A 13,523-nucleotide genomic window follows, 5' to 3' on the forward strand; every position below is an offset into this window, starting at 1 on the left:
AGCTGAGTAGGATTTTAGTGATGATGAGTGCTATAAAAGGGGACGAGGTGTGGACCATGTTGAACGGGGCAAAATTTTTCGAACAGTTAGTGATCAATGTCGTGAAATTGCCAGGGGTGAAAGTAGATCGAACAGAGTTTTTAGCAAAAAGTTTTAGTAAGCACGTGACCGCAAGACAATTAGCAGACATCCTTGAAAAAGGACCGGTTCAATCAAACGTTTCAAAAAAATTGATTCGACGAGTCGCAAAGAAGACCATCTTGAATCGAACGATGAAAAGTTCATCGGCTTCGTTTGCTGCGGGGTTACCTGGTGGGGTGGTCATGGCGGCCACTGTTCCAGCGGACACGACTCAATTCTTTGGTGTAGCGCTTCGAGTGGCTCAAGAAATTGGTTATATCTATGGATATGAAGATTTTTGGAGTGAGAATGGCCTAGATGTCAATCGAGTGAGCGGAGAATTGATTTTGTTTCTCGGTGTCATGTTTGGTGTCGGCGGAGCGACGGCCACCATTAAAGTGTTGTCTTCGCAATTATCCAAACAAGCATTAAAGAAAATTCCGAATCGAGCAATGATGCAGACGATTTATTATCCGATTCTTAAGAAGATGGGAAGCTACATCGGATTGAAGATGACGAGAAAATCTTTCGCACAAGGAATCTCTAAAGTGATTCCGATTGCTGGAGGTATGATTTCAGGTTGGATCACGTATTCATCCATGCATCAAATGGGAAATAGACTACTGACAGCACTTGAGGAAAGCATGGATCTCTCTGATGAGGAACTTGTAGCGAGTATCGAAGAGATGAAACAAGAAATTCTGAACGTGACTGAGAAAGATTTCGGAATTTTGCAAGCGAGCGTGTAAACAAGGAGATGAAAATAAGTTTGGCAGACGGTGACGAGCGGTAGAAGGACATCATGAGTGTAACGGAGGAGACGACATGAAATCGTATGAAATTGAATTCCATATGATCAATGATGAAGTGTTGACGCAAGTGGTGGAAGCGGAGAGTCGCTATGCGGCGCTGGAATCGATTTATCAGTCGTTCCGTCATGCGACGGACGGGTTCGTTCAGTTCGAGAATGAGTGGATCATCTTTCTCGACCATGTCGTGTATGTGAAGGCGTTTGAGATTGTAGAGTAGGGGGCAGCTATGGTGAAGCATAACAAGTTGGTTCGAGACCGTGTGCCTGAACTGATTCAAGCAGAAGGGAAGCAGGTCATCGTCAAGCACTTGAATCAGGCCGAACATTTCGAACAAGCACGACTGAAGCTATATGAAGAATTAAAAGAGTATGAAGATACGAATATTGATGAGGAGTGCCTTGAAGAGCTGGCAGATATCCTTGAACTCGCGTATGAACTAGGGAAGATGCATGGGGCTTCGTTTGAAGAGATGAATGCGATTCGTGCCGAGAAGCGGGAACGGAAAGGTGGATTTGAGAAGGGATTGTTTTTGGAGGAAGTTCTAGAGTGAAAAGTTACAGCCTGCAAACTAGTAATGAGTTTGCAGGCTGTCTTTTAATTAAATGGCAATTCTTTAACTAAATCTTCAGTGTGAAACTCTCGATTCTCATATTCATTCATCAAATCTAGATATGCATTTTGAGCAGTTTCAGGGTCGGTCAAGAATACTTCTAGCTTTTTGTAAAGCATGTCCAGTCCACCAGCTGCATACTCCTCAATGATTTCAAAGTTATCAAGAGGAGCATCTTCTGTGTCATCACTTGCATCGTGATTCACTGAAAAGCTTTCAAATGCGTCTTCTAGATGCATAATTAATTTCATGAACTGTAAATCTTGTTCTGAAAAAATTCCTAGCAAAATTTCTGGACCGGCTTTAATTTTCTTTCTACGCTCGTTACTGTAGCCAAACAATAACGCTGCCATAAATGTGTCTTTGTATGTCTCAAACAATTGAGCATCTTCTCTTAACGCCGTGTACATATGATCTTGTGTGCTATCACGACGAACTGATCGCTTTGCCATTACATTACCTCCGCAATTTCAGTATATTCTCCTGAAACTTCATTCGTGTGATTGAGAAGTTTATAAGATTTACCTACCCGGTGATTAATCGCTTCGTCTACTTCGCCACGCCATTGCGAGGTAGATACGATTACAACTACTTGATCAGATAATTTAGGAAGATTCGTAGCTACCCGAGAACGATGATCGGCATCAAGTGCTCCAAACGGAGAATCCATGACGAGGGGGAAAATGTTTCCGAGCTTTAAATCTTCATCTAAAGCATGACCTTTTTCTTTATCTTTATATTCCCGCGTTAAATCTACAATAGCTCCGATAAAAGCCAAGCTTGTGATTTGAGATTCACCTTGAGACAGCCCGATATTTCCTCCATTCACATCAGACACAAGTAACTCGTAATTATCGGTCAATGAAATCGGATAATCTTTTCTTAACAACTGCGAATAGGTTAACTTAATTTTCTCTTCTAATTCAGATTTAACTTGAGATTCTCTTAATTTTAATAGACCGACCAAAGTATCCTTTACTTTAGTCGCAGACTCTAGAGCAAGTTGAAGTTTGAGTTGTCGCTCTTCGGCCTTAGTTAATTTACTTACTTCTTTATTCAAAAGCTCTTCTTCTTTTGAAAGTTCATCAATGGAACGGATTAAATCGTCAATTTGTGTCTCAGCTTTAACAATAGCAGTTCGGACTGCTGACTCTTTTTCAATTAAATTGCTAGAGTTTTCGATATTGCGTGAACTCGTCTTCATCCGCTCTTCAATTTCTCGTAATTCCTCTTCAAATGTTTGAAGTGTTGCTCGCAATTCTTCGCGCTCGCTAATCAATCGTTTTATTTCTGAGTAAAAATGTGTTCTAGCAACTTCCCAACCGCTTAACTGAAAATAAAGATGATCCATTTCGTTTTTCGATGTTGATAAATCCAACACTTCATTTTGTACTTTTTCTAATGTTGAAATAGAGGCTGATTCGAGTTCATGTCCACAAAGACATTTTCCATTTGAAAGTAAAGATGGAATCAGCTCGGGATGAATCAACTTCTCAATTGTATCTCGCTGATCTGTGCGGGCGATCCGCTGGAATCTCTTGATTGGTAACTTCGAGAAAGCAAGGTACCCGGAATTGGACAACTGAGTTCTTAGTTCTTTTAGTTTGTCATCAAATGCATTCTTCGTTTCGGTAATGGATTCAACCAGATGGTCCCGAGTTGTTTGAAAAGTTCTAGTCTCCTCTCCATTTCGAAGCGCATTCTCGATGCTTTTTAATTCGTTTTGAGCGGCTGACAGTTCTTGTTTTGTTTCAGCTAACTGATGTTTCTTTTTTACTTTGTCTTCTTCAAGTTGATTGATTCGCAAGTATTTCTCGCTCAATTCACTTTTTACGTTTTTTGATACTTCGTCACGTAACTTCACGATGGTTTTACTTAGATGCTCAATTGAATTATCAAATAGTTCTAATCCCATCATTCGTTTGATGGAGTCTCGAATTTCAGAATAAGCCTCTTTCTTTCCTAAGTGGTCCATCCGCTCTCCATCGAAGAAAAAAAACGTATGGAGTTTGTATGGTAAAATTCGATTAATTTCATAAGCAATATCTCTAATTTTTGTTGATTGATTTGTAGCAATATTACGCTTAGTAAGTTCAACTTTTTGATTCACAGTCTTATTTTTTGGGAGATTGAGTACGTTTGTCTCGTCATCATATTTTGCATGTAGAAGCCGACGAAGGTCATATTCGTAGTCGTTGTGTTCGAATCTAATTCGAACTGATGTACTTAAATCTTCTTGATGATTTGTGCTTTCATGAATGGCTTTGTTATTAAAAATAGACTCAGGGTTCGGTAGTTTGAGTTCTCGGCCATAAAACCCCCAAATTAATGCGGTCAATAGTGCCGTTTTACCACTACCATTTTCTCCATGGATGACAGTAACATTTTTTCCTGATCCGTGAGCAAATTCAATTTCATTCTGGCCATAATACTGACGAAAATTTTCAATGACGATTTGCTTAAGAATCATGTCAGATGTACTCCTTTTTAATGAGTTTTGAGAATTCATCGGGCAGTTGTGCAGCGGTAAATGATCCTTCTTTGTCTAAGTAGTCTTTTTCTAATCGAATAATATTTTGAAGAATTTGTTGTTCTATTTCTGTTAGATTGTTTAATAATGCATACACATCTTGTTCATTAGATGATTGGTTCGGATTCATTGAATTCACCTCATAGTTCGTTATAGATCGACTAAATTAAATGCTTCTTTAATTGGAGTTAAGACACGAAGTGCTTGATAATGGTTTTCAGATATTGATGCAAATTCATTAACTCGTTTCAGTTCATTCATTAAAAGTCGTCTTTCAATGTTAAACTCTTTGTCAGTCAGCAAGTCAATTTCTGACAAGGGGCGTGGAATAACGATATAGTCGTGAATGTAGGCGTACTCTTTTCCCGGGTGTTTTCTTAATATTCTTCCGCGGCGTTGGATAAACTCCTTAGGATTAGTCGTGCTCGCTAAAATGTAAGCGGTCTCAGCAGAAGGGACGTCTACGCCTTCATCCAAACAACGAATGGCAACAAGCGCCTGAATGGTGTTCTCTGAAAAATCTTTTAAGAGCTCCTGCCGAAGTTCTTTTGTTTCAGTCGAAGTGAAGGTTTTAGCTACAATCCTCAAATTGTCGTTTAAGAATTGAGCAATATGATCGACATGACGTTGATCTTCCTTAGAATGATCACCACAATACACAATGGTATGAGTTAGGTTATCTTGGGTACTAAGTTGCTGTTTCAACAATATATCTTTTTCTTGCGCCGCATTAATTAAACGGGCTCGCTTAATTAATAGCATTTCCAACATTCCAGTGTCACTTCCGGAAGATTCGATTGATTTGTCCTCAGAAAGATTAATCAATTTTGAGATTTTATTTGTAAGCTCATGATAAATTTCAAGCTCTTCTTCAGTAAGGGACACCAAATGAGGATAATAATAATACTTCGTCAAAAACCCTTTTTGAATGGCCTCTTCCAAAGTAAACTGATATATTGATCCACCAAAATAATTTAGCAGTTGCTCGGTTCCAATTTCATCATGATGTCGAATCGGCGTAGCACTGAGAGCTAGTCGATTTTTAAATTGTGTTGGGAGAGACTGTAACGATTGTTTAGTACCCAAGTTGTGTGCTTCATCGGCGACAAGCATGCCAGCATCTGAAATTCTACTAAGTTGAGCCTGGAAATGATCATTTTTGAATGTACTGTTGGTAGTAATGACGCACATGAAGTTTTTGATTTTAAAATTATATTGCGTGATTTTTCCTGAAAGAGTAGTGCTCCATTGGGACTTTGAACCGTAACATAGAATTGGATCCATGCCAAAGGCTCTTGCATCCTTTGCCCATTGATCTACTAAGTGCTGGTAAGGGCATAAAATGATGACGGCCAGTCGCCCAGTCTCTTCCACTCGTTTTGTGATAGCAGTAAGAGCCGTAAGGGTTTTCCCAGTACCGGTAGCCATCTCTAATAGACCGTGATAATTATTGGCTCGCCATTTGGAGATTGCTTCAAGTTGATAGTCTCGAGGCATAAACCATGTAGGTAAAGAAGGGAATTGAGTGGTTGAATCCATATTATAGCTCCTTTATCATATATAGAAGTAGGTAAAACCTACCATATACTCTTATTATAGATATAATAAAGGATATAGTTAATAAAAAAGTTATTAAGGTTGATTGAAAGGAATGAATGACATGGAATATTTTTTCTCATTTCTAAAACCCATTAATCCAAAAGCCGAAGAATTGGCGCAGATTATAGAGGACAAATATTATTCGAAGGAAACAGAATTTGCATTACTAAACGCAAGAAAAATGATTGAAGTTATTGTGAATGATTGGATAAAGGTAAATGATTTACATAATACATATAACTTAAATGATAATATACGATTACTTCAGTCAGAAGGGATTATAAATCGTGAAATTGCATCAGATCTTCATTACATTCGTAAAAATGGAAATAGTGCAGCTCATGAATTGTTTACCAAAGAAGCTCATGAAATCTTACCTCAAATATGGTCAAAGCTATATGACATCGTAGAGTCGTACGTTCTTAACTATGCAAATCCGCCAGCCATTCCAAAATATGCGCCACCCACACATCCAGCAGAAAAAAATGGTAGTCGGGGTCATGATGATATTTTAAAGATTTTGGAAGAACAGCTTGAGGCTAAAATTAAAGCTTTAAATGTGAGTAACAAAGGGGAGAGTTCTTCCGCCGGAAATGACTCACAAGCAACTGAAAAAAATAAATTATATGAATTTATACCTCAGGTTGAGAGTGGAAATGAGAGTTATTTGTATAATCTTTTATCAAGGCTGAACGAGTCTTCAAAAGAGGCAGTTGAAAGTGCCGAACTTCCATTAAGTTCTCTAAAGCAGTATCTACACGTTGAACGACCAATTGAGAAAAAATTAGTTCAGCTTTTACAGCAGCCTGAGCAAAAACGATTAACACTCTTGATTGGAAGTGTAGGTGATGGAAAGTCACATATCCTATCACATCTACAATCTGCTGAGCCTGAATTGATGAACCGATACAAAAATAAAATTTGGAATGATGCGACGGAAAGTCTTTCTCCTCATAAGACAGCGATGGAAACCTTATTTGAGAAGCTCATTCCATTTTCAGACCAACGATTGACGGAAGGCTCAGATGAGTTTGTTTTGGCTATAAACTTAGGTGTATTACATAAGTTTTTGTATGATTATGTGAACTCATTGGACAGTGAAAATACATTTAACGAGTTGATCGCATACGTCGAACAATCAGGAATCTTTGAGAATGAAATTTCTCAAGCTTCGGAGCATGAGTGTTTTTCAATGGTTAGTTTTTCGGACTATCCAATGTACGAACTCACTAAGGGTGGAGTGGAGTCGAACTTCTTAATGCAAATTTTATCGAAGATGTTCGACCAAAACGATGACAATCCATTTTATTTGGCATATGAGGAGGACATGAGGCAAGGCATTGACTCCATCGTACATCGTAACTTTTTACTCATGAACAATTTGAATGCACGGCGCAACCTTGTGAATCTGATCGCCCGTTCTCTCTTGAAGGAAAAAGCGGTTTTATCGATGCGTCAATTTTTCAATTTAATTTATGAAGTAATGGTTCCAGGAAATTGGTCAAACATTAGTAAACAGAAAATTGTACTTGAAACGTTACTAATTCATGGTCTTCATCAAAAGCTATTTACGAGTCAAAATGATTCTCCGATTTCCGTCATGTTAAGAAATGAGGATCCAATTGCTTATCGTTCTCAAGAAATTGATCAAATCATCCTTCAAATTAATCTTGAAGCTGACGTAAGTGGTTTCGTTTCTAGGTTCGATGAGTCGACTAGACAAACGTATCAACTTGATTTATTGGATCGAGCACTTGTCACCGAACATACGCAATCGTTGTTGCGGTTACTTTATCTATCTAACCCTCGAGAGATGAATATTTCTCAAACAACGATTGAGACATTTTCAAAATATCTGTATGCCTATTACACAGGACAAAGATATGATCTCAAATCACTTTATGAGAAATTTGAAAATGCGCTCATGCTATGGTTTGGTTTCAAAAAAGACCAAAAGAAATATCTATTTGACACAAGTGCAAAAGTTTCAAAACGTTATCGCATTGCAAAACCGGTCAGCTTTACGTTAGATCCAATCAGCATGGTGGCGAAGAATGAAGAACAAGTCGTTCAGTTCCGCAACTCATTATTTATTCAGTTCGCAGTAGGTGAAAATAAACAAAGAATCAAACTTGAAATCGATTATAAAATGTTCAATTTGATTACGAAAATTGATCAAGGTTACCAACCATCCAAGATTGATTTTGATGATGCGATTCGATTCAGCGAATTTGCAAATGCCATCCGCACATATAATTCAAACAATGAAGAAGTGTTGATTTATGTAATTCAAACGGGAGAAACATTTGTCTTAAAACAAGAAGCAGATCCATTTAGTAGTGAAGAAAAAATTGTGTTCAGTAAATTGTAAGTTCTGAAAGCAGGTGTAAATGATGAGATTATTACCAGAAAAAATATTTGATGAGAAACAAGTGATTGTGCTAGATAAAGATCGAAAAAAAATAGCAAAACGTCAAACCTCAAATTTTTATCAAGTTCTTCCTTTTACTACAGGGAAGAGTGATTCAATTAAAAATGCCCTTTCAGACTGGGAAAAAGAAGTCGGAGCGTTCTCTAGAAGACTTCTCAATCAAGATTTATCAGCCAAATCATTCAATACAGATCACCTTTTAGAAGGAGTCTTGGATCGAGTCGAGAGTTTACCTGAACACGAAGATGAAATCCATACCTTTTTCAGTGATTTGCTTCTTCAAAGAGACGGTGGATTGAATGTTACTCATCCGAGTATGTTCATGTACATTCAAGGAAATCCTGCTACAAAGAAAAAATTAGGGACTTTTTTAGCAGACTTGACACATCATGCTTTGGAGGAAGAACAAATCAAACAGATTAGACAAATTTTTATGTCTGAGCAAAATGAGACGTTGTTAGACAAAATGATTGTGAATTTACTGCCTAAACTTACTGAGAAGAAGTATAGCGTGGAGCATGCTCTTTATTCTTCGTTACCAATAAAATTACTGGGCGAAGATTTGATTTATTTAGCACAGCATCCTCAATATTTTTTGAAAGAAATCAACCACTTACTTAAGTACTACTTACACTATGTTGTTTCCCAGACGACAATTAAGATTAATAATTTTGAAACGTCTAATTGGCATCAGCCATCTAAGTTGTTTTATACCATTCATCATGAAACGACTGTTACTTCAAGACGGAAGACGATGAACTCTGGTATGGGGCTATTAAATAGTGCTAGTGAGAATATATTTGTACATGAGTTGACGATGGCACAGTTAAGTTGTAATTCTCATAACCCATCATTAGAGCAAGATAAGTCTAAAATCATGACTTATGATGAGATTTATAAGTATTTTGAATCCCTAGAAGAGGCGGACCAAAATCAATTTTTAAATGATATTGATTTGCAAAGTGAACGGATTCTCACATACGCTGGCTTAGAAAATCAAGTGAAACGTAGTGTGACATTTAACGAAGCGGTTAAACAATTGTTCAACACGATGAAAATTACGACTCCTAAAGAGGCGCAGTCACGTTATGGCGATCACGTCAAGAACATTGCAAAGTCGCACTTTACGAAACGTCGAGGACGTCTAGGATACGTATTATCGTTGAACCAAGAAATGCTGATTTTGATGTGTGCCGTTAGTTGTAAAGACGATCGAATTACATTTGTAGAGCTGCTGGAGCGTTTGAGTCAAAGAGGCATCAATTTTGACAACGAATCATCAACAGCACTCTTACAATTATTAGAAAAAATAAACGTCATCGATAAGAAGAGCGATAGTGGGGAGGCGCAGTATGTCAAACCAATTTTATGAGTACGTCACCAAGAAAATAAACGGTCATTTTTTAGTAAACACTCCGCAACCTGGAGACAAATATTACTTGCAGCTAGAAGAAGAAAGTCATGTTAAATATTTGAAAGACTATCTTGAACAAGAAGCAAGCGAACGAGTAAGAATGTTTGAGTACGAGCTGAACGGTGTTACTGAATACCGCACGATTGCAATTGATTACGGGACAAGCGAGTTGATTATTGCGACTCAAATCGAAGGCGTCCAACCCGATTTCTTCGTTAAGCTTCGCAACTTGGTCAGTGAACAAGAAGGGGAAGGCGTGAACCGCTCACTCCTTGTGATTTACCATGGACAGCTCGACAGTATTGATGGTGGTGGCGCCAACCTTCAAAAAGAAGGAATGCCTTTGAACCCACAAAAAATTCTAGAAGAACTGAAGAGTGAATTAAAACAGATGGCCGAACGTAAGGGCGCGTTAGTTGAAGTAATTGATTTTCATTTGAAAGAAATTGAAGAAGAATTCAGCTCGTTCAAAGGTGTCTCGTTCTTTGATTTTGAAGAAATCTTATCCCTCATGCAAAAATCAGAACTTTCAAAGTCTGATTTTCTAACGTTACGATTTTTCCATGACCAAGAGCTCGAATCATTCGTGCAGACATCTTCCAAAAAAGAAATACGAGAGAGACTGCGTGAAAACCGAGATTTATTTGAGTTTGTTCAAGATAGTCATTTCAACGAAACGACGGAGACGCAATTACCTAAAAAGTTCAATGAACAAGGTGTCAATAAACTCAAGCATGACCATTGGAATGAACTCACGTTACATGATGTCATCAAGCTGAAAGCTGAAAAAAACAATAAAGTGTTTGAAATTGATGAAATTACAATCGTCAATGAACATTCGTCAGTAGTTGTTTGGGATCGTCCACACAAAACGACTAAGACTGGAAAACGTACGCGCTATGTCGCGATTTTCAATCCGTCTCACGAACAAGAAATTAAATTGCGAGCTAAGTATGTAATTGAAGGAAAAGGTGTTCGCAAGAGTTTGGAAGAATCACAAGTCAAAATTGAGTATTGCAATCCATTGCTCGAAGTGACGCCAAGTGTGAAAACAAACAATCTATATGTGACGCTCTCTTCTACTCAAACCCAAAGCGCTACACAATGTACGGTGAAATATAAAGTGAAAAATGAAAATACACTGTATTCAGAGTTAAATATCATGGTGTTCCCATTCTCAAGCGAGGTATTTAAAGACTACGCTGGAACTTATGAAGTGAAGCGAGTAAAAGGAAGCGATACCGAATATTTGATTTTAGGGAACAAAGAAGGCGAGCTGCGATTAGGAGACGGTTCACAAACGCCTGTGTATCAAGAGCAAGCACTGGTAAAAGTAGATGATGAACCGAACATCACGTATCATTTTGATCAAGATTTGTTTGAAGAAGATCAATTTTTGCAATTAAGCGTTGGAGAATCAACTCCAATTAATATCAAGCTGAGTGTTGATGCCTCTAAACCGCATCCAATCGCAAATATTAGATTGTATAAAGAGAAACGTGAGAAGCGTTCTTCGATTGTCCATGGCACGGATGGAAAACTAATTTTAAAGAACCAAATTTACTATCCACAAAATGAATATAAAGATTTTTTAGAGTATGAAATGGAATGGCTTGAGCAAAGTATGCAAACAGCTGTATTGTCTTCAGGTGTAATCAGTCCTGTCAATTTGGAGTTTGGTGCTTTCTATGAGTTGAGAGAAGCGTACAATCTCTTCCTAAATCACTTTAAAATCAAAAAGACTGTCCCGATGTTAGCATTTTGGGATGATGAATATAAACGAGTTGCTTTGAATTATGTGGAAGCCTATGTAAAAGCGATTGAATCGATTCAAGAGGCTGATCGGTTATTTGAAGTCGGTCACTCGATTTTAAAATTAGGTGTGTTGTTTAACAAAAAAGAGGAAATCGTCTACTTCACTCCATTCCATCCGGTTAACGTTGCGTTTCAATTAGAGTTGAACACTCAACTTGGGGATGAAGAAGTGTCGGAAAGTGTGCTTAAACGTTTACGTGCTGATGCACTGGCCCCATACCTTTGGTTTGAAGGTAAAGCATATAAAGCAGAAGCTCAGTCGAATTTACCGGAATGGATGATTTATCGAGTAAAGGAAGAAGTTGTTGTAGCTGAGGCTGACCGCTTCCTGTCAGAAGTGGTCAAAGAAAAGTTAAATCAGTTTGTAGACCATTTCACCTCACTCTTTTATCAGACAAATCAAGTCGTTAGAGCTCCTTTATATTTAAATGTGATTGAGATAAAAAATGATGAGATGGTATTAAAAGGTGTTGTTGAATGGATTTTCCGTCAACTGAAAGATAGTTATGAAAAGAATAAAGATGAAGTGATTCCGGTTGAAGTAAAACTTTATTGTGATTCCGGTCGATACAGAAGTGCATTCGATCAATTTGCAGCTAAAGATTTTATGGAAGACGATTGGGAGCAGTTTGAGTATTTATACACGCTCATTCCCAAAAACTTTATTCTTTCTCCACAAGAAGTGGCAGAGAAGATTCAATCGTTCATCAATCACTATCATATTCAAAATGAGCAATTTAATGATTTTGATTATGCTCACATCAGTTTCTATAAGATGAGTGGTGAGGAGCAAGTCATTACCGATAAAATGGAGTACATTAAGAGCGGAAATGCGATGAGTGGTTTGTATTCGACGCTCGCACCGACCATCAAAGACGGTCAATTTAGTATGGGCTTTGGACTTCGCGGCTATGAAATTGAAGACAATGATTTACTCTTGCGCTGTGCTAAGTCATTTAATGAATTGAACGTTCATATGAAGGACAACGGTAGTAGTTCATTCGCACATGGTGTTACGGCACTGGCTAGTATTACTGATGCTAGAGATGGCTATAAGTTGCAGAATATCTATGAAAGTTCTCACTGGGTCACGTTAATTGAACCGACTGTTGACCTTGGATATTTTTCATCTAAGCAAGGAAACCCAGATAATGAATTAATCATCATTCACTATAACGATCAATCTTCTTCTTATCGGTATGATGCGATTACTGTTACGAAAAAAACAGCGCAATATCAAGCCGTTATTAAAGATTATTTAAACCATGAAAAACCTGATTTGAATACAGATGAGAGTATCAAAGAGATTATTCAAACGTTCAACGTCATTAACGGTGAATGGCTGCTGTCTATGATTCAACAAGGGCTCAGCAATGAGACGGCTCGAAATATTCATAAGAGTCGAGAAAAATTCAGTTTGTTGGCCGCTGTGAAATATTCGTTGGCTATGTTCACAACCGACGACATCACCTGGGTTCCAATCTCTCTAGAGGAAATTTTACGTGTGGCAAAAGCAATCGGGTTGAACCACGCAAGTTCACCGTTCACCGTTAAAGCGCTAGGGAAGTCAGGAAGCTACTCAGACGACTTACTCTTGATTGGTATTCAAGAGACAGAAGGCAAATTAAAAATGCACTTCTATCCGATTGAAGTGAAAATCGGTAGAAACTTGAGCAATGTACTAGATAAAGCACGAGAACAAGTTATAAAGACGAAAAAACTTTTCGATACTGAGTTGGGTGCTGGGGAGAGAGAGACTACATTCTCGCAACAGTACTATCGGATGTTCTTTGCCCACTTATTCTTAGCGAATGCCAAGAAATTGTTCGAAGGGAACTTGTGGTGCGAAAAAGATAACGACTATGATTTTGAAAATGAACGCCTTTCAGTCGTCGAGAAACTGATGAAAGGCGACTATGAGATCTCTAACGAATTAGCAGATTACTTCAACAAAGGTGTGGTCGTGTCATTCAAGACCGAAGAGACCATTTCGTCAGTAGAACGAATCGAGGATGACATCCTGTTGCTCAATTTACCAGAACAATATGGAATCAGTGGTGGTTCATATTCGATTGAAGAGATTCGACAATCAATTGTTCACGGGAAAAAGGATATTCCTAGAGAAGAAATGCTCGAGACATTTAAAATTAATAAATTTTAAATTAGGAAGACCGGCTCATTTTCAATTGAGC

The 13,523-nt window shown here is 38.0% G+C and carries 10 protein-coding genes; 6 read left to right on the top strand and 4 right to left on the bottom strand.

Features of this window, described 5'->3' with window-relative positions; genetic code table 11:
• Positions 1-56: 56 nt before the first annotated feature.
• The 3 genes from KNP74_RS05315 to KNP74_RS05325 all read left to right on the top strand — a co-directional run bounded on the left by KNP74_RS05315 (position 57) and on the right by KNP74_RS05325 (position 1,482).
• Positions 57-869 (top strand): bacteriochlorophyll 4-vinyl reductase, encoded by an 813-nt coding sequence (locus KNP74_RS05315; RefSeq protein ID WP_214763736.1) that lies wholly within the window; start codon positions 57-59, stop codon positions 867-869.
• Between the two features lie 76 nt (positions 870-945).
• Positions 946-1,149 carry a hypothetical protein gene (locus tag KNP74_RS05320; protein ID WP_214763737.1) on the top strand — a complete coding sequence of 68 codons (204 nt, stop codon included), beginning with the start codon at positions 946-948 and terminating at the stop codon, positions 1,147-1,149.
• A gap of 9 nt (positions 1,150-1,158) precedes the next feature.
• Entirely contained in the window at positions 1,159-1,482 is a 324-nt protein-coding gene (locus KNP74_RS05325) for a nucleoside triphosphate pyrophosphohydrolase (protein WP_214763739.1), read from the top strand.
• Between the two features lie 44 nt (positions 1,483-1,526).
• Here the strand turns inward: KNP74_RS05325 and KNP74_RS05330 are convergent, their stop codons facing one another.
• Genes KNP74_RS05330 through KNP74_RS05345 form a run of 4 tightly spaced genes read right to left on the bottom strand, consistent with a single transcriptional unit; the run spans position 1,527 to position 5,611 of the window.
• Complete coding sequence (locus KNP74_RS05330) at positions 1,527-1,994, bottom strand: hypothetical protein (RefSeq protein ID WP_214763740.1); 468 nt, start codon at positions 1,992-1,994, stop codon at positions 1,527-1,529.
• Complete coding sequence (locus KNP74_RS05335; RefSeq protein WP_214763741.1) at positions 1,994-4,012, bottom strand: AAA family ATPase; 2,019 nt, start codon at positions 4,010-4,012, stop codon at positions 1,994-1,996. Before KNP74_RS05335 ends, KNP74_RS05330 begins: the two co-directional genes overlap by 1 nt.
• Position 4,013: 1 nt before the next feature.
• Complete coding sequence (locus KNP74_RS05340) at positions 4,014-4,202, bottom strand: hypothetical protein (protein WP_128122838.1); 189 nt, start codon at positions 4,200-4,202, stop codon at positions 4,014-4,016.
• A 20-nt stretch (positions 4,203-4,222) separates the two neighbouring features.
• The gene (locus KNP74_RS05345) at positions 4,223-5,611 is read right to left on the bottom strand and encodes a DNA phosphorothioation system restriction enzyme (protein WP_214763742.1); all 1,389 of its coding nucleotides are present in this window, start codon (positions 5,609-5,611) and stop codon (positions 4,223-4,225) included.
• Positions 5,612-5,732: 121 nt separating this feature from the next.
• Here KNP74_RS05345 and dptF point away from each other — a divergent pair, with 121 nt between their 5' ends.
• Genes dptF through dptH form a run of 3 tightly spaced genes read left to right on the top strand, consistent with a single transcriptional unit; the run spans position 5,733 to position 13,492 of the window.
• Entirely contained in the window at positions 5,733-8,042 is a 2,310-nt protein-coding gene (gene dptF / locus KNP74_RS05350) for a DNA phosphorothioation-dependent restriction protein DptF (RefSeq protein ID WP_214763743.1), read from the top strand.
• Positions 8,043-8,064: 22 nt separating this feature from the next.
• Positions 8,065-9,474 carry a DNA phosphorothioation-dependent restriction protein DptG gene (gene dptG, locus KNP74_RS05355; protein WP_214763744.1) on the top strand — a complete coding sequence of 470 codons (1,410 nt, stop codon included), beginning with the start codon at positions 8,065-8,067 and terminating at the stop codon, positions 9,472-9,474.
• Entirely contained in the window at positions 9,455-13,492 is a 4,038-nt protein-coding gene (gene dptH / locus KNP74_RS05360; protein WP_214763746.1) for a DNA phosphorothioation-dependent restriction protein DptH, read from the top strand. The genes dptG and dptH overlap by 20 nt, the downstream gene beginning before the upstream one ends.
• The last annotated feature ends 31 nt before the right edge of the window (positions 13,493-13,523 follow it).

It is taken from the genome of Exiguobacterium sp. s141 (genome assembly GCF_018618085.1).
GTDB classification, from domain to species: Bacteria; Bacillota; Bacilli; order Exiguobacteriales; family Exiguobacteriaceae; genus Exiguobacterium; species Exiguobacterium mexicanum_A.